16 protein-coding genes are annotated in these 25571 nt (G+C 47.1%); 3 read left to right on the top strand and 13 right to left on the bottom strand.

Going from position 1 to position 25571, the window contains the following annotated elements:
- Positions 1-146: 146 nt before the first annotated feature.
- A complete protein-coding gene (locus tag PPOP_RS01655) occupies positions 147-470 on the bottom strand; it encodes a DUF771 domain-containing protein (protein ID WP_006284279.1) in 324 nt (107 codons plus the stop codon).
- A gap of 83 nt (positions 471-553) precedes the next feature.
- On the bottom strand, positions 554-745 hold the full coding sequence (locus tag PPOP_RS01650) for a helix-turn-helix transcriptional regulator (protein WP_006284278.1): 192 nt from the start codon (positions 743-745) through the stop codon (positions 554-556).
- A gap of 125 nt (positions 746-870) precedes the next feature.
- On the opposite strand from PPOP_RS01650, the gene PPOP_RS01645 reads away from it, so the two are divergent.
- From PPOP_RS01645 to PPOP_RS01635, 3 genes are all read left to right on the top strand, one after another.
- Positions 871-1233 (top strand): helix-turn-helix domain-containing protein, encoded by a 363-nt coding sequence (locus tag PPOP_RS01645; protein WP_006284277.1) that lies wholly within the window; start codon positions 871-873, stop codon positions 1231-1233.
- A gap of 18 nt (positions 1234-1251) precedes the next feature.
- Positions 1252-1935: an ImmA/IrrE family metallo-endopeptidase gene (locus tag PPOP_RS01640; protein WP_006284276.1), complete on the top strand. Its 684-nt coding sequence runs from the start codon at positions 1252-1254 to the stop codon at positions 1933-1935.
- A gap of 97 nt (positions 1936-2032) precedes the next feature.
- The gene (locus tag PPOP_RS01635) at positions 2033-3220 is read left to right on the top strand and encodes a site-specific integrase (RefSeq protein ID WP_006284275.1); all 1188 of its coding nucleotides are present in this window, start codon (positions 2033-2035) and stop codon (positions 3218-3220) included.
- Positions 3221-3281: 61 nt separating this feature from the next.
- On the opposite strand, the gene PPOP_RS01630 is transcribed toward PPOP_RS01635, so the two are convergent.
- From PPOP_RS01630 to PPOP_RS01580, 11 genes are all read right to left on the bottom strand, one after another.
- The gene (locus tag PPOP_RS01630; protein ID WP_006284274.1) at positions 3282-4412 is read right to left on the bottom strand and encodes a hypothetical protein; all 1131 of its coding nucleotides are present in this window, start codon (positions 4410-4412) and stop codon (positions 3282-3284) included.
- A gap of 198 nt (positions 4413-4610) precedes the next feature.
- A complete protein-coding gene (locus tag PPOP_RS01625; protein ID WP_006284273.1) occupies positions 4611-7649 on the bottom strand; it encodes a YhgE/Pip domain-containing protein in 3039 nt (1012 codons plus the stop codon).
- 280 nt (positions 7650-7929) lie between these two features.
- A complete protein-coding gene (locus PPOP_RS01620) occupies positions 7930-8370 on the bottom strand; it encodes a hypothetical protein (RefSeq protein WP_006284272.1) in 441 nt (146 codons plus the stop codon).
- Positions 8371-8549: 179 nt separating this feature from the next.
- Positions 8550-9272, bottom strand: a complete 723-nt coding sequence (locus tag PPOP_RS01615) for a response regulator (RefSeq protein ID WP_006284271.1) — start codon at positions 9270-9272, stop codon at positions 8550-8552.
- A gap of 4 nt (positions 9273-9276) precedes the next feature.
- Positions 9277-10437 carry a sensor histidine kinase gene (locus tag PPOP_RS01610; protein ID WP_006284270.1) on the bottom strand — a complete coding sequence of 387 codons (1161 nt, stop codon included), beginning with the start codon at positions 10435-10437 and terminating at the stop codon, positions 9277-9279.
- Between the two features lie 61 nt (positions 10438-10498).
- Positions 10499-13204 (bottom strand): stalk domain-containing protein, encoded by a 2706-nt coding sequence (locus tag PPOP_RS01605; protein ID WP_042226981.1) that lies wholly within the window; start codon positions 13202-13204, stop codon positions 10499-10501.
- A 183-nt stretch (positions 13205-13387) separates the two neighbouring features.
- A complete protein-coding gene (locus PPOP_RS01600; RefSeq protein WP_006284268.1) occupies positions 13388-17353 on the bottom strand; it encodes an Ig-like domain-containing protein in 3966 nt (1321 codons plus the stop codon).
- 147 nt (positions 17354-17500) lie between these two features.
- Positions 17501-18703, bottom strand: a complete 1203-nt coding sequence (metK, locus tag PPOP_RS01595) for a methionine adenosyltransferase (RefSeq protein ID WP_006284267.1) — start codon at positions 18701-18703, stop codon at positions 17501-17503.
- A gap of 147 nt (positions 18704-18850) precedes the next feature.
- Positions 18851-19114 (bottom strand): alpha/beta-type small acid-soluble spore protein, encoded by a 264-nt coding sequence (locus PPOP_RS01590; protein WP_006284266.1) that lies wholly within the window; start codon positions 19112-19114, stop codon positions 18851-18853.
- A 202-nt stretch (positions 19115-19316) separates the two neighbouring features.
- Positions 19317-21842: a hypothetical protein gene (locus PPOP_RS01585; protein ID WP_006284265.1), complete on the bottom strand. Its 2526-nt coding sequence runs from the start codon at positions 21840-21842 to the stop codon at positions 19317-19319.
- Positions 21843-22020: 178 nt separating this feature from the next.
- Positions 22021-25044, bottom strand: coding sequence for an Ig-like domain-containing domain (locus PPOP_RS01580; RefSeq protein ID WP_052516566.1), 3024 nt, complete (start codon positions 25042-25044; stop codon positions 22021-22023).
- Between the last annotated feature and the right edge of the window lie 527 nt (positions 25045-25571).

Below are 25571 nucleotides of genomic sequence, written 5' to 3'. Positions count from 1 at the left end.
AACCGACTTCCCATGCCTCCTGACCGAAAACAATAGCCCTGCCGCACGGCGGACAGAAGCCAATTACCTTTTCTACGGCGGTCGTGCTCTGTAGCTCTGGCAACTGCATCATTTTTACAGTCCTCCCATCGAATTTATTTAGGCGCTCACCCAACACCAGCCCGCATAGGCTTGCCGTTAAGCTCCTGAAAATGCTTGTCCAAGAATGCCTTCATTCCTGCAGCCCTGAACATCCAGCGACCATTGTCGCAGCCATTTGAGATTAGCTTCATCTCTTCCCTGAATCGCGGGCTAAGCAGAATGTTCTCGATCAGCCAATCACGCTTTCGGCATGTTTCAGCCTCAAGACGCTTTAGATCCCACCAGGTTCCCGCGCCAGTTTCTTCAACCAATCGTTTGACCTCTTCTTTAGTAAGTCGCTGAACATATTCTCGGTCAACAATGACGGTGAATACTGATGAAGGTTCCAAGTCGTCTCCCTCCTTGTCGTGTATTTTTTACAAAACGTGATGAATAAAATAAAATGATATTGCAAATAATCACTATATGTGATTTAATGGGTATAGAAAAGTTCTTCTATACTTTGCTTATAGAAGTTGGATACCTTTATCTTGGTTTCGTCGCTTCCTTTGCGCTTCTGTGTCTCTAGCATAGCGAGCATACCATGGGATAAACCTATCTTTTTTGCAGCTTCTGAAATAGTTAGTCCAGCTTTCTTTCTGGCAACAACTAATGCTTCATTCATGGAGACGCCCCTCCTTTCTCTTCACTATTGGTGATTGTAATGCAATCATACTTCACCATTTGTGATTAGTCAATATGTTTTTTTCACTGTTTGTGATTTTAATTATTTTGGGGAGGTGAATTACTTTGAATACTAATTTAGGGGCTAGAATAGCCGAGTTGAGGAGAAGTCGAAATCTAACCCAATTCAAACTCGCGGAATCAATTAACGTTTCAACTAGCATAGTTGCGATGTGGGAGACAGGGCGCAGAGATCCTAGTACAGAAATGATCTCGGTTTTAGCCAACTTTTTCAGCGTCTCTAGCGATTACTTGTTAGGTTTAACGGACGATCCTACGGCTGAAATTAAGACTGAAACCCCTCAAAGTATAAGTGCTTGGTTGAGATCAACCGGTACGGATTTAACTGAAGAAGAAAAAGAAGTCCTTGCGGAGGATATGGAAGAATATTTCAAAATGAGAAAAGAACGCATACTTAAAAAGAGATAATAATGGGAGCGCAATCTTATGGATGATCTGAACAGAGAAATAGAAGAATCAATAAACGAGGCCCGTAGATTATTTAAAATGTATTATCTCAGCAAGAACTACAATATCCTGAAATGCAGATCGGATTTTACTATCGCTTTATTGATAACAGAAAATAATATTCAGTTAGATGCATTCCCATTTCAAAAAGAGTCCTTCTGTGGGATGTTGGTTTTAGATGAGTACGAAAAAACAATAGTTTATAACTCAAATCATTCAACAGAAAAACAATATTTCACAATCGCTCATGAATTGGGGCATTATTTCCTCCATAGAAACAAACAATCTCAATTTGTAGATGAAGCTAAAGACATGCTGGACAATAGCATTTTAGTTTTCGAGCAACAAGCTAATGCTTTTGCAGCAGAGTTGCTACTCCCAGAGGATGTATTAAGCCTCATGTTAAGCTACAGATATAATTATTATAGAATTGCTAAAACAACAAGAATCTCTTATGAATGCCTCCAATGGAGACTAGTTAACTATTTGTGCAAAAAGATCGATTTAACCAAAGAGCAAAGCCTTACGTTTATTGATGATTACAGATATCACTCAAAACTAAAGCGACCAGAACAATCCGCAATTTTCAGAGTGGTATTTACCTTTGGATATAATAAATCAGTCCATTATGAATTATCAAAATTATTGGCTAATAACGCATAGTCATTCTGTTTATTGGTTGATCAAAACTTCCCCCTTTTAGTTTGATGGGGCCATTTTTTACACATAAATAGAACATATGTTCCAAAGGAGGGCTAAAATGGCAAGCTTCCAGAAATATAAAACCAAAGACGGTTACAAGTGGATGTACAAGTATTATGGAGCAGTTGATCCCCTAACCGGTAAGAAGAAACAGACAACCAAGAGAGGATTTAAATCTAAAAAGGAGGCGCAGCTTGATGCCGCCACAGTGGAGCTAGAGATAGCCAAAGGAACATTTGTTAGCGAAAAGGATACTACGTTCTCGGAATTCGCTCCTAAGTGGCTCAAGATTTATAGCAGCATCAAGAATGTTAAAGTCTCTACAGTTCAATCGAGAGAAGTCTGCATTCGAAGATTGCTGAAGTCTTTTCAACACATTATGTTAAAAGATGTAACCAAGGAAATGTATCAAAACTACTTAATTTCTTTGAAGGAGAGTGGTTATTCAAAAGAGACGATCATTAGCACCCACGCCACTGCCAAGATGCTTTTTGGAAAGGTCCACGAATTAGATATAATCAAAGTTAACCCCACTGAAGGGGCAACAATCCCGGCCTTTACTAAAACCGTGGATGAACTTGAAAATGAAGAGGAGCTTCCAAAGTATTTTGAGAAGAGCGAATTGGTAAATTTTCTCCAGACTGCTAAACAGCACGGGATGGATAAAGACTATGCAGCTTTCCTAACCTTGGCTTATACGGGCATGCGTGTGGGGGAATTATGTGCCTTAAAGTGGAAAGACGTCAATTTCGAGGAAAAGAGTATTAGCATAACGAAGACTTACTGGAATAAGACAAACAACACTGTTAAATATACATTGAATACCCCGAAAACAACAACCTCAAAGAGAGTGATACTAGTAAACGACATGGTTGTTGAGGAAATGAAAAAACTAAAGGCCCTTCAAAATAAAGTGAAGATGGAATACCGACAGGAATACTACGATGGCGACTTCATCTTTGCAAAACTAACCAAGTTCTATGGGTACCCTGAAAAGCCGAAAGTTATTGATATGCGTTTGAAAAGATTGCTGAAAATATCCGGTATGAACATATCACTTACCCCGCATTCGCTAAGACACACCCATACTTCTCTTCTTGCAGAGGCCGGAGTTGGACTGACTGAAATTATGGAAAGACTAGGCCAAAAAGACGAGAAGATCACCCGCAATGTTTACCTGCACGTTACAAAGCAATTAAAAAAGGATGCTGTCGATAAGTTCGAGAAACTCATCAACAACATCTAAATATGGTCAAAATATGGTCACGGTATGTTAATATACCCTTTAACCCTTATTACATCAAGGTTTATATCGCTAGGGGTAAAACCATCTCCGTCTTCCCCGCCCCGGTCACGGCCCAGAGCAGAAAGGAACCCGTCACGGCTTGTCCCGAATCATGATCACGCCCGCCATCCATGTCCCACCGCATCGAAGCGATATACCGCAGCGCATCGGTACTGGCAGCCTCCTGTGCCGGAGCCAGTCCCCATTTCGCGAGACGCAATCCGAGCTCTTCTTCTCGGGCCGCCCTCCAGGACACGGCCGCCGGCGGACGGTAGGAAGATCCTGCTACGAGCAGTGAGCAGGATCGAATGCGTCCCAGATTCAGACAGTACATGCAAGTCCGGCATTCCGTACTGCCGCAGGAAGCGCAGGCAGACACCGTCATATCCTCCGTACTGCCACAGCGGTTGCACCGGTATACGGCGACGGAGGCTGTTCGCCAACGAGACATCGCCTTGCGGACCCAGTGCCTGCCCTCTTCCTCCACCGGCATAATGCCCGCACGCACCTCCAGCCAGCCATGGAGGCACCCCAGTTGAATAAATGTATGCCTGAGTAGAATCCATCCGTGCCAGCCCTTATCCTCCATCAGCGATACAAGCTCTTCGTCCGAGACGAGCCTGCCCTGCAGCGCTTCAGCCAACTTCCAGGCATCCGCTTGCAACGACGCGCGTAGCGCGCCTCCCGCTTCAGACAGCCGGTCGAGGGCAGGCGTACGCCACTCTTCATTGCGATACACAGCCGCGCTCTCCGCCACCCGATACGCTTCGTGCCGACGTTCCCTCACCGCCTGCGCATAATTCGGCTCCGTATCCGGCCCTTCCAATATCATCACCGTGAACCATTCCTCCTCCCCATGACGATCGGAATCGGTGAACAGGTGCACCAATTCACGATAGCTATGCAGCGCATCGCGGTAATATTTCGTCCAGCCCCGCTTCCCCCACTGATCCATCTCCTCGCACTCGGTGAAGTCCTCCAGCATCGCCAACCCGATAAATATCGGTACCGCAGGCTGGAGCACGACCAGCTTCCTCCCTCTTCGCTTCCCTCCGTCCTTCGCCAGCCAGTAGCCTGCATCTACGCGCCAGTCCAACGTCATCCCCGTATGCCATCCGCTCTCCGTTCTTACGGCGTAAACTCTCACTTGCATCCGTTCCCTCTCCTTCCTTATTCCGCGGCGCCGTCATCTTGTTGAAGCCCTGCCGCGGCCGGCAATCAACAGACAGCAAAAAAGCACACCCCACCCGTTCACGGGATGGCATGTGCTTCATGCTCAACGTCTACATTGAAAGATTTACCTAAATTGTATACGAAGCGGCGACAATTGACAACCCTAATTTGAAAACTGTTACAGCAGCTTGCTCTTCTTCGCCTTTTGCAAAAATTTATCGCTTGACTTGTTAATCGTCTTCTTCAAGCCAACGCCCAGCGCGAACGCAATCCCGATATAGATAAGCAGGATGAACATCTGCTTCATTACGACAGGCCACAGGATTCCCCCGACCGCTTCCCTCATCATTGCGATGGCATGGGTGAACGGCAAAAACGGATGCAGCTTCTGGAAGAAGGCCGGTGTCATTTGAATAGGAAATGTCCCGCCGGAGCTCGCCAGTTGGAAGACGAGCAGCACGATGGATAATGCCTTCCCGACATTCCCGAAGACGGACACAAGCGTGTAGACAATCGTAACGAATATTATACTGATGTATATCCCAAACAGAACAAACCAAAATTTATGAACAACATAGGTTTTCAAAAGGAATATATCGCCTAGGGTGACAATTGTCGCCTGGCTGACTCCTAAGGTGACAAAGGTAAGCAGCCGGCCAAAATAAGCTTCATAGCTCTTGACCTCATGCTTATTTTCAATATCGACAATCAGCATCGAAATCAGGAGCAGTCCGCCGACCCACAGCGCCAACGTGGTGAAGAACGGCGACATCGCCGAACCGTAGTTAGGGATCGGGAACAGTTCATGCTCATTCAGTAGCACAGGTTCCGCGAAGAAATCACTTTCTTGCTCCACATCCCCTGTCAGCAGCTTGATGATTTCATCCAAATCGCCTGTTTCTTCAAAAGAACGAATTTGAGCGGCAATATCCTGTACCTTCCTGCTAAGTTCCGGGAACGCTCCGTTCACTTTGTCTAATTCCGTCTCGCCCAAGCGAACTTTGTCCTTCACTTCGGCCAAGGCCGATTCAATTTTCGGAATCGCCGCGAACAATTCGTTTTCCATTTTTCTAACGAACTCTAGTCCTTCCCTCGATTTTTCCATCGAACGGCGGAAAGCAGGAACGACATCCTTATCCATCGTCTCAATCGCATCATCAAGGAAAGAAGCCGCATCCTTCGTCCCGGAGCTGATCTGATTCAGCGTATCCTTCACCGGCTTATTCGCATCGCCTACAAAATCGCTGGCACGAATGAACGCATTCGAGAGATCTCTCATTCGGCTCTCTAGGTTCCGAAGTTTCGCAATAACGTCCTCCATCGCGCCGTCATCTACCGATCTTTTCATTTTTTCCGCAGCAGCGATGACCTTGCTGATCGCATTTTGGCCATCCTGCACGCGTGCAGCCGCATTTCGAAGCAGCTCTTCTATTTTATTAAAGTCCGTGGCCAATAATTTATCCGTCAACTTCACGACGGAAATAGTGGCATCCTGCAACTTTCCTGATTTTTCCTGCACCTCGGCAATCAGCTTCTCGATATGGCTGCGGTTCGACGTAAAGCCGGGAGCAATGACATTATCGTAGCTGCTCGCCAACTGCCCGGCCATGACCTCCGCTTTATCTAGTAATTTCCCTATAAGATTGCTCACAATCTCCGGCATATTGTTGTCTGCAATTTCTGTATTGATGTTATCCAGCAGCTCTTGCAAGCTGCTCGCGTTCGATTTCATGTGATTCAACATGTCCGTGATCCGTTGATAATCCGCACCTGTTAATTGGGAGACCTCTTCTATTTTCTCCATCCATTTATCGAGTGAAGCCGAGCTGCTTTCGAGTTGGCTTGCCGCTTCGGATAACTTGGCCGCAATTTCTTTCCATTTGTCAGCAAGGGCGCTGCTTCCTGTCTGCGCAAGCTGGTCCTTCGCTTTTTGGATCAAGTCTTGGACACGGGTTAATTGCTCCCGGTATCGCTTGCCGGCCTGCTCCACCTCATCCAGTGCCTTCGTCAGCGCAGGAACGATGCGATGGTCCAGATCCGTTCGGAACTGTTCAATCAATTCATTTATTTTCATTGCCGTTCGTTGAATTTCCTTCAGCTTATCCACGGCAAGCTCTTTATTGTCGGCAACCATCCGGCGAGCTTTCTCCAATAGGCTCTGCAAATCTTCCAATTTGTTTTTCATATCCTTGAGCGAGGAAATCATATCATTCATGACCCCGCCAGCGGTGAGCGAATGGTTGACGCTCTCGATTCTAGTAATAAGCTGTTGCAAAGACCCTATCCCCGAATTCACTTCATCGCTTATTTTGCGCAGCTCCTGTGCCACGACGCGAAGATCTAGATTGGATTGAATCGCATCCGTCATGGCCGACATTTCGAACATCGTGTTTTGCAGGGCCTGCAGGTCCTTTTTGACGACCGGGATCGTCTTCTCAAAGGTTTCATCTCCCTTATCCAGGAGCCTTTCGACATCGGAAGCAACAGCATCTTTTTTCCCTTTTTGCAATTCCTTGATGAAAGATAGGGCGGTTTCCGCTTTTTTTATCATGTCGTCCGCCTTAATGAAATCGACTTGGCCTTTCTGAATCATCGTTTCAATTTCAGGCATATTCTCTTCCAATGTAAAAAGATTGTCCTTCACTTTCAAAATAGAAGGCTTGTTCCCCTCCAGTTCCACGCCAATCTCATGGAAAATTTCAAAGATGGCGCCGTTTGCCTCTTTAACGAAATTGCTGTGGATATTTGACGTTACCCCCGTCGCCCCGGCCGATGTCACCTTCGGTGCGATTGCATTTACCTTCTGATTGATAAAATAATCTAATTCTGCCTTCTCAGGGTGACTTGAAATGACAGAGGTTAACTTCTCGGAGAAGTCTTCTGGAATGACGATGGCCGCATAATAGTCCCCGTGGTTGACACCTTCCATCGCATCCGCTTTATCCACAAACCGCCACCCTAATTTATCGTTCTCCTTCAACGATTCGATGACCTTCTCGCCCACATTGATGCGTTGATCCCGGACTTCGGAACCCTTATCCAAATTCACAACGGCCACGGCGACATCCTTCGTATTGGCGTACGGATCCCAGGACGGAAGAATATTGAACCAGGCATATAAGGAAGGCAGAATGATTACCGCTAGAATGACAATGATTGCAGCCGGATTTTTCATAATGTTGCGAAGGTCTGTTATGTAAATTTTCAGTATATTCATCGTTGCTTCCTCGCCTCCAGAACCATAGAACTAATTCGGATATTTAGTCATATATTCTAGCTATTATACTTGTAATAGCGGCAAACTGCAAGGAACCGCTTCTAAAATATATTTCCTTCTATCCGAATACCGCTGTCTTGCCACTTTCCTGGAACAGAAAAAGGATGCCTCCCATGTACGTAGGCCTGCAGCAACAGGCTCACAGAAGCATCCTTCTCAATATGGCCTTATTTTAACGTAACGCAACCCGGAATGGGTCCCTGCTTCGTATACAACTTGCTTAGACAGCGCTTCCAGACATAAAAGGGACCTTGCGCAGATCCTCCGCCCGATTCATGTTGACAACGACAAAAGCTGCTTCGACTGGCTGGTTCGACTCTAGCTCATCCAACACCCGCTCCACTTCCTCAGCCGATACGACACCCGCATTCCAGCTTACTCCCACTCCCCGGACCGCTCGCTCTGCGATTGCCAGCGTTGCATCCGTTGAACCGCAGTCCAGCACTGTCATATGCATCTGACGTCCTCTTAGCCAAGTATAGAGACCAAAAGCCCGTACCATCCATTCGATGTGGCGTTCATCATTCTCGCTTACGATGACAACATGCATCCACGGCGCAGGACGAGAGCCCCGCACTAGCTTCTGCCACCCATGAGCGAGATGAACGGCCGCCACCGCTGTCCCATAACACCCGATAATCCAACATAGCATCGCGATCATGCGGCCACCTCCCTTGGTAACACTGTATGCCGAAGGGGATGGCAGGGTGACGGACATGAATCGCGAATTTGTACCGACATGCAAAAAGGACACACTTCCAGCGCCCGGCAAGCCTTATCGGCCTCTGTGCCGAGAAGCTTCGCCTGGAAATGCGTCCTCTCTATGGGCTGCCATAACGATTATAAAGTAACCCAGCCGTTTCTAATGGAGTTAATGACCGCTTGCGTGCGATCGTCAACCTCCATCTTTTGCAGAATGCTGCTGACATGATTTTTGACTGTCTTCTCGCTGATGAACAAGTATTCCCCAATCATCTTGTTGCTCTTGCCTTCAGCCATCAGACGGAGCACTTCCGCCTCACGACGAGTCAACGGGTTGTCTTCCGCCGCCACGAATCGCACGCCCGAATCATGAGGGGATGGGTTGCTCACGACGCCATGCCCATCCAAAATCGTCATTCGCCGCAGTTGTTGAATCAGCTTGCCCGTCACCTTCGGATGAATGAACGCATAGCCGCTGACAACCGAACGGATCGCGTTGATCAGCGACTCGGCTTCCATATCCTTGAGCAGGTAACCGGATGCGCCCTTGCGCAGCGTCTCGAATACATAGCTCTCGTCGTCATGAATGGATAGAATGATGACCTTGACATCCGGGAAAATATCGCGAAGACGCTCCGTTGCGATAACGCCGTTCTCCACCGGCATATTGATGTCCATCAGGACGACGTCCGGCACTTCCTTGTTGCAGAATTCCACAACCTGAATCCCGTCGCCGCATTCCCCGATGACTTCCAGATCATCCTCCATGTTCAAAATCCGCTTCAACCCTTCGCGAAAAAGTTGATGATCGTCAGCAAGGAGTACTTTGATGTAAGGCTTTTCCTGTGTCCGGTGCTCCATAGATTTACTCCTCTCTCTTCTCCACATTTGTCGGAATTTGTACTACGATTCGCGTGCCGCGGTTCTCAGCGGTGTATATCTCCATGTGGCCTTCAAGCAGCTCGACACGCTCCTTCATCCCGAGCAGCCCGAAATGCATATGTTCCTTCGACTTGACCTCCAGGGAATCCAGCTTGAAGCCGAATCCGTTATCCCTGACGACAACCCGTACCTCCTCTGGCTCATAGGTCAATTCACAGGTAACGTTCGTCGGGTGCCCATGCTTCGCTGCATTGGTGAACGCCTCCTGTACCAGCCTGTAAATAGCCGCCTCCATCGCCGACTTCAACCGACACTCATGACCCCGAATCTCGAAGGAGGTTCGAATCCGGTTCTTCTCCTCATAATCATGAATGAACTTCCGCAATGTCGGTACCAGGCCCAAATCATCGAGGGCCATCGGTCGCAAATTGTATATAATCTTCCGGATTTCCTCCAGACCGAATCGCACTTGCGATCGTAAATCTACGATTTCAAGCTTCACCGACTGAAAATCCTGCTTCGTTATCATTCTTTCTACAATCTCCGTCCTTAGTACAAGGTTAGCGAGCGACTGAGCAGGACCATCATGAATCTCCCGGGCGATTCGCTTGCGCTCCTCTTCCTGGGCCAGAATAATCTTAAGGCCGAGAAGCTGGCGATTCTTCGCCGATTCCAGAATACGGGTCACTTGCCCCAGATCTCCGGATAAATATTCCAGTGCCACGCTCATCTGGGAACCAATCGTCTCCGCACGTTCAATCGATCCTTCCACGGCGCGCATTCGATCTTGCAGCTCGTCCCTGCGGGTCTTCAGGTAGCCTTCCTTCTCACGGTATATCATCAATTCCAGTTGCAGCTGCGTTGCTTTCTCATAGGCTAGCTTAATATCCTCTTCCGTGAAGCGAACAAAGTCACGGCTTACCTCTGTCAAACGCAAACGAGCCAAACGATATTTCCGTTCCAGATCGTCCACTTTATCGCAAATTTCCGACGTCTGATTCAACACGTCCTGAAGCTCGTGGCTCATCGTGACTGCCTCATTGCGGGAGGAATCCAATATTTCAAATATTTGATATTTGCTTTCTTCCATTACTTTGATGGCGTTCTTAATCACGCGATCAATGTTTCCGACCTGGTTGTCCACTAACGCTCCGTCTCCTTGACTTTAGAGGATAAATTGGATATTCATCCTCTATCATACCATATTAACGGATAGTTATGGACTTCATTTTTTTGTCCCATTTTACAGATAGGCCTATTTGTTCCGATACCAATCGAAGAGGGACCAAAGTACGACCTTGCCGGACAATCGGAGCGACGTCGGACTTACTTTTTCTTCCGTTCTGGGTAAAAGACTTCGATCCCACAGTCATGTCGATCATCGAATTGCCGCGCAGCGCGGTTACCCGATTCGTCTTCGCATCCCAGTCGGTCTCTCCGCCGAATGCGTCAATGATGGTGCGCACTGGCACGTACGTAACGCCGTTCAAGAGCAACGGAGCGACATCCAGTTGCTTCTTCTCCCCGTTCAACTGCACCGTTTTGCTGCCTACCTTCAATTCCATCGTCGGCCGGCTCAAGACGGTATCCGTTTCGGTCGGAAGCTTGACGATGAGGTTGTCGAGCGCAATCGTACCCTGCGGCACACGCTCATCCTGATCCTCTTTTGGATTATATAAATATATGCGCTTCAGCTTCGCTCCAGATGATAGATTCAAGGCGGCCAGGTCGGCCTCTACCGTCTTCCATCCTTCCCAGTTCACCGATTCCACAACACTGATATAGTGCACCTTCGAGCCGTCATGAATCTCCATGCGCAAATTGTTGAAGCTATTATCCCCATAGACGTCCAGCTTCATTCCGCTCGTTCCGCCCGGCAAGGTGATGCCGTTGCCGCCGTTGAGTTCAGCATAAGCAAACTTGTCGCCCGTTCCGGACGTCATGTCATAGGACAGATTCATCACCTTATCATTGGCAGCGCGGCCGCCGAACCCGCCTTCCACCGTCACCTTGCCGGTTGTTGCGTTCTTCGGCAAGCCGGAGAACGATACCGGGTAGTTGACCGAATTGAAGTCTTCCAACTTCTTCTCCGCTCCCGGAGTGAGCGGAATCATCGCCCGCACGCCGTCATAGCTCGCAATCGCGTACCCGATCTTCGCACCGTCCGGCACGGAATCAACGTTCAGAACACCGTCGCTTACCGTGCCCTTGAATCCGCGCAACTCCCATTGGACGGAATGGGTTGGCAATGTCGCGGTACTGCCATCCTGCAGCGTTACGTTGACAGGCAGCGTGACTTTCGTGCCGGCGACAAGCGGTGCTGAAGAAGCGGCAATATTGATTTCGTCGACTTGATCGGCCCCAATAACCTGAACCTTCTGCGTTGTCTTTGCCCCGCCAGACGTCGCCGTTACCTCCGCAGTTCCGGACTTCATCGCCGTAAAAACGGAGCCGTTCCATTTCAGCTTGTCATTGCTGGAGCTCCACTTGATGTCAGCCATGGAGGCATCCACCGGATTGTAGTGCTGATCATAGGCCTTCAAGCTAAAGGTCGCTTGCTGTCCGATGAACAGCGTCTTTTCTCCGGACAAGATCATGCCCTTGACTTCTCCCTGCGGAGCCGTCGTATATACACCGATTCCGTTGACGACCGAACGGATGTTATTGCCGCCTTCCTTCGTCTCGAAGGTCAGCTTCGTCTCCGTCTCGCCCAGCGGGCGGTTGGCCATCGTCGTCGAGCCGCCCCCGTCCAGGTTGACCGCTCGCCATATGCCGGCCTCGGTCAAGGCTTGCTGGAATTCCTTCAATGTCAATCCCGAACTGACACTGTTCGATTGAGCCGTTACGAGGTACGCATAGCGCCCGTCCTTCGAGTAGCCGACGGCCGTTCTAGCCGTTGGCGAGCCGCCGCTGATTCCGCTCGTATCCCGGGTGAAGCTGACCGTCTGGCCATTGTCGACGAGCAAGGTGTGTCCGCTTATCATCATCTGGAAGGAGGAAGGATCAACCGACTGGCCATTGCTCTCTGCGATAAGATGACAATCCGCCTCCACAGTCGCCCCGACCTGCAGATTGTTCCGTATGAACTGCGCCGCGGTACCGTGTCCGCGTAAAATATAGCCATCCTCCGGAACCTCTATCGGCAGCGCGCCCGATTCCGACATTTGTTCAACCACGCCGTTCCGGACAAGCGCCTCCGTCGGGGTCGTCGAGCTATCATTCGGACGGACCGTTCCCTTCCATGCGCTCGTATAAATATACAGCGCGTTGAGATGGCTGTGCTCGCCGCCCGGCTCCTTGTTATACTTCATCTTGTTGATTCCCGAGAGCGGGAATGTCTGGCCATCCGGCAGCTCGATGCTGCCTTCGAACCGGTATTGATCGATGGTCGGCATACCATCCTGCTTGACAGCGAAGGCATACATGCCCTGCAGTTCCGCGGGGCTCGTGATCAGGACCCCGTCATCAATCGAGGCGCCCAGAGGCACGCTATCGGCGCTCAACATCCAATAGTCTCCGTTCACACCCGCCACAGCGCCGGTTTCCTTCGTCATCCGCGTAACCGTCTGGCCCACCGCCGTCTGGCCGTTCTGTCCGGTCATGACATCGAGCTTAATATACGGATTTTTCAGATCCGCCTCAATAATAGTAAGCATGGTCGTATACGTCTTGCTATTGCGGACCGCCGTATATTGATAGGTTACGAGCTTTGCCCCGAAAGTGATCATCTCCTCGCTCACCTTCTTGAGCGACTGAACGGATCCGCTCGCTTCAACGACCGCCGGAGTTCCCCTACCCCAGCCGGCTGTAGGCTGCATCAACAACGCTCCCGCCAACACCAATACAACGGCCACCCGGACACCTGCGTACCGCTTCGGCATCCGCCTATTGGATGCTTTGATTCTTTTCATGTTTCTACTCTCCCATTTCCTTACTGGTATATTACATTTAGACGACTCTATTCTACTAAAAGTTGCGTTTTCTGCAACCAAATGTCCTATATTTCCCGGGACATATAACGACAAAAGGCCCCATCCTCTGTTCCCCGACAAAGGATGGAGCCTCTCTACCCTGCGCTGAATTGCTGCTAAAACTTAGAAGCTCGTCGAAATATAATCAATGGAATTCAACAACCGCTGCAGGAGGATAGCCGCTTGGGCTCTCGTTGCGGATCCTTTCGGATCGAACTTGTCCCGCTTCACACCTTGAATCAATCCCGCTTCTACGGCCTGGGCTACGGTTGGAGCTCCCAGCTTCGTAATTTGGTTGCTGTCTTTGAATACGTTCAGCACCGTCGTTGCCGTCCTAGGCAGACTGTGTCCAGCAGCCTCCGACGCCCGCACCATCATCTGCGTCAACTGCTCCCGGGTGATGCTATCGTTCGGCTTGAAGGTGCCGTCCGGGAACCCGCTGATGATGCCTGCATTTATCGCTGCGCCGATATAGGCCCCGTTGATCGTGGAATTGTTCACATCCGGGAAGCGCTTGGCCGCATCCGCATTCGGTTCCAATCCGAGAGCCCGCGAGATAGCGATCGCGAATTCCTCCCGCGTAATCGGCTTGCCTGGCTCGAACTTCGTGCTGCTTCGCCCATCCATGATCAGCTTGGCTGACATCGCAATCATATCATTGCTGGCCCAGTGGCCCGGCACATCCAGATACACCTTGTTGCCGATCGTCAACACAGCGAGCGTGCTCTTCTTCACCTCGACCATACCGACCGTGACCGTACCGGAGCGGTACAGCTTCGTCGGCAGATAGGCCAGTTGGCTGTAGCTCGGCTGATATTCGGCGATCGCGGTCCGGTTGGCCGTTACCGAATCCGTCGTTCTCATTTTGATGACGGCTTCCATGCTCAACTCGGTCATTTCGCTGGTCTGGCTGCCGGAATAACCGTACAGTGTAAACTGATGCGCCTTCACTAACGCCGTCGCCTGTACCCGGCTCAACGCACTTACGATGTTGGTCTCCTGCTTGTCGGCCGGCTCAATCTCGATCAACAGCGAGGAGTTCGAGATCGACCCTTTTAAGCTCTGCACGATCTCAATAATCGAATCGCGGCTGATCGTGATGCCATACAGCGTATTCCCATACTTGATGGCGAACAGCACCGGCTCCGTCGTAATATAGGCAGAGTCAAATGCACTCAACGGAATGGACACCCGTGCCCCTGCCTCTTCCGACGGCACTTCAACCATCAGTTGCTTATCCGTGCCGCCCGAGCTTGCCACGAATTGGTATGCCGTCTTCAGCTTGGTCGCATCCAATGTATAGCGGCTGACCACCTGCCCGCTGGTACCACGATCCGATGATTTCTGAGCCGCATCATCCACGAGCACAAACATGGAGTCAATGAAGGACGTATCCTTCGCCACCTTGACGAAATTGGCCTCTGCCAGGTCCTCCAGACTGACCGTCACGCTCATATTGCTAATCGCCTTCATCTCCGCGCCTGATGTTGATCGGATCGGTTTCGTTCCGCCCGTCGTATAGCTCACTGTCAAATTATCTGTCTTCGCCGGCGGATTCAGCAGCTCGATAGTTACCTTCGTGCCGCTGACAGTCACTTGCTTAACCGACAGAAGCTGGCTGCCTGCACGAACATAAAACGATCCGCCTGTGGAGAACTGCATGCTCTCCAACGTCTTGTTGAAGGTCAATACAATAGAAGGCGAAGACCAATTGGCCGATTGCGCAACCGGCGCCTCACTGTCCGTCGTATTTCCGACCGAAATCAGATTCAGGTTCGCGGCATAATTGCCGTTCAAGTCTTTCAATCGAGGATTGCCTCTTACATAAGACACCGTAACGCTATCGGTCTTGAGCACAGCCGATTGCAATGTCAGGAAGACTTGGTTTTCCTTCATCTCGACCTTGGTCACATACCGGGCTTTTTCGTTCACAAGCACCGAGTAGTGACTTACCAACGGAATCGAGTTTTTGTCTAGCGCTTTATTGTATGTTAGCGTTAACCGATTGCCTGTAACCCCGGTCTCCGTCAGTTGCGGCGGCTGCTTGTCATGGGTGTTGCGCACGAAGACGCCCTCGAACGCCGAGATGACTCCTCCGCGCGTATCCTCAAGCGGATAGCTGCCCGGCGTGTAGCTCACCTTGATCACATCCCCATCGGAAGCATGCCGACTCAACGTAAGATAGATGTACGAGCCGCTGTTTGAAATTTCATCGACTCCGACAGTCGAATCGTTGAACGTAACGGTGAACTGATTATACGCGTTCGTGGATACGGTCTTTAGCGATTCATTAAGAACAATGACTAATCTATTATTATAGATATAGCTTTCTTTAATATTAGAAAGCGATGTGTTCACATTGTTCTCTACTTCGCGGGCACTAAAGGCCCCAGCCACATTGCCCAATGTATCGCGGATAAGGCCGAACCGTCCGGCATAGCTGATCCGGATATCCTGTCCGACAGACACGCCGCTCTCCAACGTTACATAGACATCGTTGCCTGACGTATAGGTATTGTCCACCGGGCGTTCCTGATTGTTCACCGTGACCGTAAATTCATTGGCAGGTGGATTGACGCTCGTATCTAATGCCTTATTATAGTGAATCTGAATCACTGAGCTGTTATACATGTTAATCTCTTCGATCGTTGGCGGATTACGATCCGTTAATCCGGTCGAGAAGGTCCAACCATTTGTGATTCCTTGGAATTCATTTCCATAGCGATCCTTTACCGCTCCACGTGCAATATTTACCGCATAGACGGTATTATCCTGTAGTTTGTTTTTAGGGACAATTCTGAGTTCTTTTTCATCTTTTATCGCAACCTCAATCGTTTCCTTCACCGATGAGCCTTGCCGAACCAGTTCCACACCACTTCCGCTATATACAATCGGCTTGTTGAATGCAGCGATAAGCTCCTTCGATGTCGATACGCCAACACTGCTGCGCGATGGCTCATAGGATGAAATAACCGGAGCCGACGTATCTGCGGCAATCGTTTGGAATTCCCATGATTGCTTCGTTATGAAATAACCGTCGCCATTCCGGAAAGCCCCGTCCGGAATTTCAACTATATATTTCTGACTCTTCACAAGATTTTGCAGCGAATTCGATTGAAGCGTATTTGTGCCTCCGCCTGTCAGTGCCGTAACCGGGATTCTGTCCTTAACCGTTCCATCTGGCAGTGTAATCAAAATTTCGCCGCTGCCTTGATAAACCGGTTTATCAAATGTAAGCTCCAAACGGGAACTGTCGGATACACCCGATCCCTCCGGAGCCTTCTTCACAAGCGTGGGCGGAGTGGTGTCTACCCCGCGTGCCGTCTCAAAAAACCACGACGCCGGATCGGAGTAACCGGATATCGCAATATCCTCATCATCCACAAACGGACGATTGACGAGCTGTACATAGTAAGCGGTGCCGGCGTCCAGCTTTTGATTGTCCGTAAATGAATAGGTAGCCACCATTCTATTCGCATCCAACACAAAATCAGAAGCCTTCAAAGTACAGACAACGGTTTGATTATATTTATAAACCTGAACCGTCCCCGTCCCTGCTTTCACCGGCTGCTTGAAGTTGATTGTTAGCGTCGGAGTTACACTGACATCCTTCTCCTTATTCGGGGATACAGACTCCACACCCGGCGCAGATTTGACCGTAAAGGACCAGCTCTTTCCGATAGCGACGGTTTGGTGAGTCGCACGGTCTTCAAAAGTGGCATCAATCGTAACCTGGTAGGTTGCTCCCAATTCCAGGACAGGTCCATTTTGCAATTTGAAGGTTAGCGAATCCGTTGAAACGACTTTGCCCATCCCTGCGCTTCCATCTTTATTAAAATACTGCGGATTCCCTCCTTCCTTCATGACTACGATGTGTCCACCCACCATGCTCGCAGGCTCCGGAAAGTGAATGCTGATCTCTGACTTTAGTGGGGCATTCCGTTCGTCCGGTGCCGGTAAGACCGCAACCTGATCTGCAGACAGATTGCTGACTGTAGTCGGATCCGCTTGAACGATACCGGGTCCCCATCCTATCGCTCCACTTAGTAGTATTACGATGGCAAGTAAGGCGGAGAGCCATCTCTTCATTGCTGTTTGCTCCTTTCCTTCCGAAAGACAGTTTTACTTTATTTGTCGGTCAGGAAGAGTATTTTTTTTAGAACTAGAGCCAAGTTATCTATGAAAACAAAAAAACCTTCCTCCGCCGCATAGGGCAGAAGAAGGTTCACAAATGCATTAAGCTCCAGCTTGCTCGCGCAGCGCATCGGCCTTGTCGGTGCGTTCCCACGGGAGATCAATATCCGTACGTCCAAAGTGGCCATAGGCAGCCGTTTGCTTATAAATCGGGCGGCGCAAGTCCAGCATGCTGATAATGCCGGCAGGACGCAAATCGAAATTATTTGTAATAAGTTCAACGAGCTTTTCTTCACTTACTTTACCAGTGCCGTACATATCTACACTAATCGATACAGGATTCGCTACACCGATAGCGTACGCCAGTTGGAGCTCGCATTTATCGGCCAGGCCAGCCGCTACGATGTTTTTTGCCACATAGCGGGCCGCATACGCAGCAGAACGGTCAACTTTGGTCGGATCCTTGCCGGAAAATGCACCGCCACCATGGCGGGCATAGCCGCCGTACGTATCGACGATGATTTTGCGTCCGGTCAACCCAGCATCGCCTTGTGGACCGCCTATAACGAAGCGTCCGGTCGGGTTAATAAAATAATTTGTCTTCTCGTCCAGCCACTCAGCCGGCACGACAGGCGCGATAACCTGTTCACGAATATCTTTCTGGATTTGTTCCAGTGTCGCTTCTTCCGCATGCTGCGTCGATACGACAATCGTGTCAACACGCACTGGCTTGCCATCCATATATTCTATCGTAACTTGCGTTTTACCGTCAGGACGCAGGTAAGGCAGAGTTCCGTCTTTGCGCACCGCGGACAGACGGCGTGCAATCCGGTGGGACAACGCAATCGGCAGCGGCATCAATTCCGGCGTCTCATTGGAAGCGAAGCCGAACATCAAGCCCTGGTCTCCCGCTCCGATATTGGCTGTCTCCTGCTGCATTTCGCTTTCGTTACGAGTTTCAATCGCTGCATTCACCCCTTGAGCAATATCAGGCGACTGCTCATTGAGCGAGGTCAATACGGCACACGTATTATAATCGAACCCATACTTGGCACGTGTATATCCGATTCCCTTAATGGTATTCCGGACAATGGATGGAATATCCACATAATCCGCCTTAGTGCTGATTTCACCGATTACAAGTACCAATCCCGTCGCAACGGATACTTCACATGCAACCCTGGCGTTCGGATCATTAGCCAAAAAGGCGTCCAACACCGCATCGGAAATCTGGTCGCATATTTTATCCGGATGTCCTTCGGTTACGGACTCGGATGTGAACAGATGGCGTCCTTTGAATGACATAGGACTCGACCTCCTACCCTTAATATGGCTCCCTTGTGAGCAGCCTAAACAAAAAATGAACCTTTTCCTTGATGGAAAAGGTTGTTACCTTCGAAAAATCATATTACTGCATTTGTCGGGTACTGTCAATGAAAGTTCTACTTTTTCCTATTTTTGGCGCAACGCATGTGTAACAAGACGCTTTGTCATTTCTCCGCCAACGGAGCCGGCATCGCGGGATGTCAGATGCCCCCAGTCATCGCGATGGGCCGCCGGTTGGGTGGGCACGCTCCCCAGTTCAGATGCAAATTCCGTATCCATCCCCAAGTATGCCCCTTGATGAGCCACAGGCAATCCGAATTCAGCAGCAATCTCATACTTCATTTGATAAAGTGCGTTTTTACTGTCAGGAACCAGCTTGTTTCTTCCCATGGAATGATTCCTCCTTCACATATCGTTGTACCTATTATGCTGCCCAAGGAGTCGAACCAACCTCAGGAAATGTTGCCCGCATTCCCAGCTCATGCTACATGAATACAGTGATGGTTGCATTATCTTATAAAAAAATAAGACTGCCGACAGAACGTTGTCGACAGTCTAAAATCCCCTCATGAAGAGGGGATCAAGAGAGATCTTACAGTGTCGTATTGTAGTAAAAACCTTGATTTGCCAAAGGGATTTTTTGGTCCTCAAATTTATCATGAATATAGATCTTAAATGAACCCGTCTTAATTTTTTCAAATACACTTCCGTCAAAAGTCACGGTTCCATGCTGATTAGATCCTTCTTTCAGATCGTTCTCAAATGTCAGTTCCTTCTCATAAGACGTATTCGTAGACGTATCCACTAATTCCATGACTAATTTATGCTTGAATTCTCCCATCTCAAACTCATCGTCTCGCTTCAGATTATAATCAAATTCAACCCGTACACCCGTGTCGCTTAATGCACCATAAAGATTTTTAATGTTTAACGTGTAAGGGAAAAGATCAATATTATATAAATCATTTTTCATTTGTGGTTGCTTAAATAGAAGAGCCATCTGAACTGCATTAATATAACCGGTAGCTTCCTCTTTTGGTGCGGTAAACTTATCATTTGTCGTACCTTCACCAATCACCAAGGTCATGTCTTCCGTACTTAAGTTTCTTGGCAGCTTGGACCAAGCAACCACTATATTTTTCCCTTCTGGACTCGTTGCCTTGTCCACTTGGATCATGTCAGCCTTATAATATTGTCCATCCTTAGACTTATAATAAGCTACCATTTGCGACAAATCAGCCTGTCTCTGCTCTAGGTTCTTCATTTCTAATTCTGTGTACACAATATTTGATGAAGTTCCAGGGTATACTTGAGTGGTTCGAACCTGAAGCTCAGCATTTCTTCCCTGTGTTTCCATTTCGTGTACCGATCCAAATGACACCGTTGGTATTTCTTTAAGGTCTCCATAATTCATAAATTCAAACATTTCCAACGTTTTACTATCAGAAAATTTCTCTAACAAAGCGACTTGAATTTGGCTATAGTCCAAATAGTAAGGAATCTTCGTTACCACGTAGAGATCCAAACTAGCTTTTGGCCCTATAATCATCGATGAATCAGCCGAGATTAACTTCGATCCTCCACTTGTGCTTGCAGAGTCGATTTTAAATACGCCCTCCATATTCGGAAGCTGCACTGTCGAATTATCTTTGTTTCTAATGCTCACCTTTGCCGAGAGCATATCCCCATCTATCCATGGCAAGCGCTGAATATTTTCTAAGGAAAGACCGAATGTGCCGTATTTATTCTCAACATGGTATTCCTGTCCGATTGAGTTCTCCATCAAAATCGGAGCAGGCACTTTATATATTCCTACAGGGTACTCATATTGAGTTTCTTGCGACTCCGAATCTGACGGTCGATTTACATGAAGTGTTAATTTGTTTAGGTCCTCTTCTTTCGGTACCTCAACACTAAGGCGAAGCGTCATTTTGTCTTTTGACTTTAACGTCAAGTTTTCCAGTTGTTGTGTGTCGATAATGTATTGATTGTTTTTGCTAGTGAACAAAACAAATTTATAGTTAGGCACTTTCACTGATTTCGATCCGATGTTTTCAATACTAAAGTTAATGACTACGTTATTTTTATCCGTTCCATGCAGTGCCCATGAGGTTTGAATTTGGGTTTGAAGCTTTGTGTTATCTACCGCAATTACATTCGTTTCATATTCGGTAGTTGTCACATCTTGGGAATTTGCTGTCGGAAGTTGAAAGGTTGCGGTTGCAATATCCGCTTTTATCGTTTCATCTTCATTTAAAACTTGTAGTTCTGAATTCGCAAGATCAATTCCTTTTGGAATCTTCGTCATAAAATTAAGCGTTTTTTTCTCATTAGGACGTAATTTAATATCTTTACTTGCTTCGTCCGCAACAAGAGGATAGGTAGCCCCTTTACTTGTGCGAATAACAAATTTACTACTTATTCCATCCAGCAACTGATATCCTGCATTTTCTAGGTTCAGCGCCACATTTACGAAGTTATCATCGTCATTCGGAAAGGTGATAAACTGCCCGATACTCGCCTTTACGGGAACATCGTTGATGCTTACTGTCCGTGATTTCCCTGCTGGAGTCGAAGTGATATAATTTGCGGGAATCGCAAATGAGCCCAATTGATTTTCAAATTTAGGCTTGCTGAAATCCCACTTGAGAAACGTAAAAGTTAAGTCCGTTGCCTTTAAATGACGTGCAATTTTGGAATAGTACGTAACACTTAATTGAGATTGTGGGGGCACCTTATTTTTATCTTTATCACTTGTCACCAAGCTGGAACTATAGACGGTTCCACTTTTTGTTTTTACCCGCGTCCAATAATCAATTAATGGCATTGCTGTATTGTCATTATTATAATAAGTCAACGTGTACGTTAAAATATTAGCATTTTCTTGAGAGACAATATTTACGTCTGATAACTTCACATAGCTTTTGGCACTCATGTTTACTGGCTTAAGTTCCGCTAACGTATGTACTTGGGAGTTTTGTTGCTGCTGATTATTTTTTGAAATTGATTTTGTATTCGCTTGAGCAGCGGAAGCATTCTCGGATACCATCAAAAGAGAGCCCGTTTGTGTCAAAAACAACGATGTAGTTAATATTAGAGCAAATGCATTTTTTTTCAAATTTGATAACCTCCATTATAAACTCTTCTTATACTCTTTTAGAGTCTTCTTATACTATTAAACGCTCCATATGCTAAGAAAGTTTCGGTTTCAACCAAAAAGAAATATTACACTTTCGTCATACTAAAAAAGAGCTTGCCCTAAGGCAAGCTCTTTTTCTTAATTATGAAACAAATGATTACTTAATGTATGCTGCTTCGAAATCATCCGAACCTTCGGCGTTATTACCTGCTACATCCTTGATGAAGCTTGGGAAAGGCTTAACGCGAACTTCAAGCAAATTGTCTTTACCAGCATATTTAGCGTAAACTGCTGGAGTAAGCTTAATCGTAATACGATTAGTAGTTCCACTATCTACTTCTACCGTGAAGTCAACGTTTGGAGTCAATGTATCTCCATCCGCTTTCACTTCAAAGTCATAAACGATTTTATTTGCATCAAGACCCGCAGCCAATGTTTCGTTAAAGATAACATCCACCGCATACGTATCGTCAGTTACAGTTTTTGCTGCAAGTTTGTCTACTTCTGGCTTGATTTCGTCAGCCACTGTAATGTTTTCTTGCTTGTCGGCAACATGTTTTCCAGCCGGAGTTACAAGAGAACCATTTTTGTGAACTGTTACTGTAACTGCTTTATTGCTGCTGCCGAATGTAGCATCTGCATTAAGTTCATCGGAATCAGACAAAGTCAGTTTAACTACCGAACCATCAACAACCGCATTGGATATGGACAGTGTAGAAGTTCCCGCATAAACCGTGAAATCCGATACTGCAGCAGATCCAGATTGCAGGGTTTGATCAAATTCTACTTCAATCACCGTGCTGGAAGTAGCTGCAACTTCCTTAGCTTTAAGCGCTTCTGCTTCCACTGGTTGTTTGTTGTCAAGCAATCCACTCAGACTGTTGCCAGCCGTGTCTTTAACCAGTTGAACATAGAACATCTTAATGTCTTCAACTTTCACTTCATCTCTTGGCATCGTAATAATTACCGATTTGCGATCAGAAGAGACGCTGAAGGATGTATCTTCTGGCAGTTCCTTTTTACCGCCGCCCGATGTCAATTCGTACGCGTAATATTTCGCTTCGATAACCGAACCTTCGCCACTTGTAGCCATTTCTTTGCTGAAGCTTACAATAATTTGATTGTCAGTACCACTAACTTTTGTAATAGCTTCGAGTTTAGGCTTCGATACGTTACCTACTTCTAAATTAGCGGAGTAAGGCATCATTACATTTTTCAATGTTGTGTTATCCGTTACACCGGTAATTTCAAAAGTATAGCTTTCACTTTCATCCAACTTCTGGAACAGGGAAATCGTAACCTTTTTGTCGTCAAGCTTAATGCTTTCTTTCAGCTTAGCAACTTCTTTGCCATCTTTATCTTTGATAACATAGTTTTTGCTTTCCTTCGCAGAATCAGCATTCAAAGACTTCGAGAATTTAATCTCAATTGTTTTCAAATCATCCTCGACTTCAACATTAATAACTTCTGGACGAGTTTGATCAACAACTGGATTCACTTGAATCTTAGCATCGCTAGCGATTGCATTGTTGGAGTAATCTTTAACACCCGTTACATACAGATCGGTAGTGTACAGCAAACGATTCGATTCGCTGAATTCAAATTCGTATACATCATCAGCAATAACATTTACTTTATTTGCATACTTTTTCGTGGATCCTTGCATCCAGTAAACATTGCCGGAAGCAACTGTGGACTTGTCAACAGGCTTGCTGAACTTCAATGTTACTTTTTCAAAAGTAGCTTTTTCAACATTCTCAATAGTTGGAGCTGTATTATCTTCAACTACATTGAATTTCTGCTCTGTCAAAATGTTTTTGAAGCCTGCGAAGTCTTCCACACCTTCAATGGACAGGGTGTGCTCTCCCACAGAAACCGTGCTGTAAAGTTTGAAGATAACTGTGTTGCCAGTGATATCGGTCGAACCACCAACGATTGTGCCATCAATTTTCAGGTTGCTGTTAGTCGCCTTTTTGATTGGCTCGCTGAAAGTGATTTTGACTGCTTTCGTTCCCAAAGCTTCCACTTTGTCTACGGTAGGCACCGCAGAATCAACTGGAGAGAATTTAATGTCTTTCGCTGTAATAACCGCATTTCCAGCGCGGACATTGCTAACCGTCAATTTGTATTCTTTTTGGTTAACAAGGCCTGTGTTTTCATCGGACCCGACGTAAACTGTCAAAACAGCTTCGCGCTTGTCAGCAGACAATTTGACGGATTTGATTTTTCCATCGTTGTTCAAAGAGTAGCTGGATTCGTCTTCACCCGTGATTGGGTCAACTTCACCATCGAATTTAACATGAACTTCACGGAGGTTGTCAGCTGTTACGGATTCAACCTTCGTTGCATCGGTCACGACATAAGTAACCTTCGCATTGTACTCTTTGCCTTTGTATTCAAACGTGATTTCCGTTTCTACATTGGCTTTCAGAGCATCTTTCAATTCGACTTTAACTACTTCCTTGTCGGACATTGTTACTTCAACGTTTGTCGAATCGATGACTTTTGTGGACTCAACTTTAGGTCCTTTAGCCATTTCATCGGCCGCGTAAATTGCTTCTACCAGTTGAGCGCGAGTTGCGCTCGCCTTAGGATTTGCATCCTTGGAAATCAGACCTGCGTCAACTGCAGCTTGGAAGTAGTCCTTCGCCCAGTCAGAAGCGTTGTTTTGGGAGTTTTCCGGAATATCGAGCTTGTATCCAAGAACCAAAACTTTAGCCGCTTCTTGAACGGTAATGTTGTCGTTCGTGCCGAACAGTTTCTTCGCTGTGTTGACACCTTGCATCATGCCTGCATCGGTAACTGCTTCAATGTATTTCGCTGCCCAGTGGTTAGGACCATAGTTCTTGTCCTTGTAGGAGTACACGCCTTCTACTTCTTTCAAGCCGAGAGCTTTAACAACCACTTTCGCGAACTCAGCGCGAGTCAGGCTTTGATCCAGACGTGCATCGTCGGATCCAGGATACCCGTCAAATACTCCAGCTTCTTTCAATGTATCAAACTTCTCTTGTGTCGTCTTAGCTGCATCAGCACCGAAAGCTACGTTAGCGAACATGGAGAACGCCATAGCCACGGAAAGCAGCATTGCCAATCTTTTCTTCATAACCTTTTTGTCTCCTCCTCTAAATTCCTTCGTTTGTTGAGAATCTTGCTTAGAAAATTGATAGCTCATTTTCCTCATTCGCCGATTCACCCCCTTCCCAGAGTTAAGAGCGACTTGTATTCAAAAATTAAGTCTGTAACATGAGACATGCCACAGAAACTAGTAAACAAATGAGAATAAGTAGAAATGTTCATACTACTCTAAACATTATACAATGACAAACGACTAGCGTAAAGCATATTTTTGTGAAATACAGGGAACACTAATGGATTTATCCCTTTGTTTTTCAACTTCATGTATATAAACGCACGTTGTTCGAAAAAGTTGCGGCTTTTAAAAAAAATTCTCAACTTTTTCAGGCGCTTCATGAAGAGTTCAAAAACACCGCTTGTCCACCATGTATAGTGCATGACTCTGCCTCACATTCCGCCGAGTTTCTTATGTGCGAAGTTTTGTAAGCAAGAACCACTCGTTGTCACAAGAAACAGTATAGCGCGATTCAATTCATTCGTCACGGGCTAATGTTTGCCAACCAATGTAAGTTCACCCACGAACAACAATTTTGCACAACCTCTCACAGAATTGGGGGGGCAAATGCAAATGCA

Origin of the sequence: Paenibacillus popilliae ATCC 14706 (assembly GCF_000315235.1) — a bacterium.
GTDB classification, from domain to species: Bacteria; Bacillota; Bacilli; order Paenibacillales; family Paenibacillaceae; genus Paenibacillus_B; species Paenibacillus_B popilliae.
The sequence above is the reverse complement of the archived record's forward strand: the minus strand, read 5'-3'. Positions and strand labels throughout refer to the sequence as shown.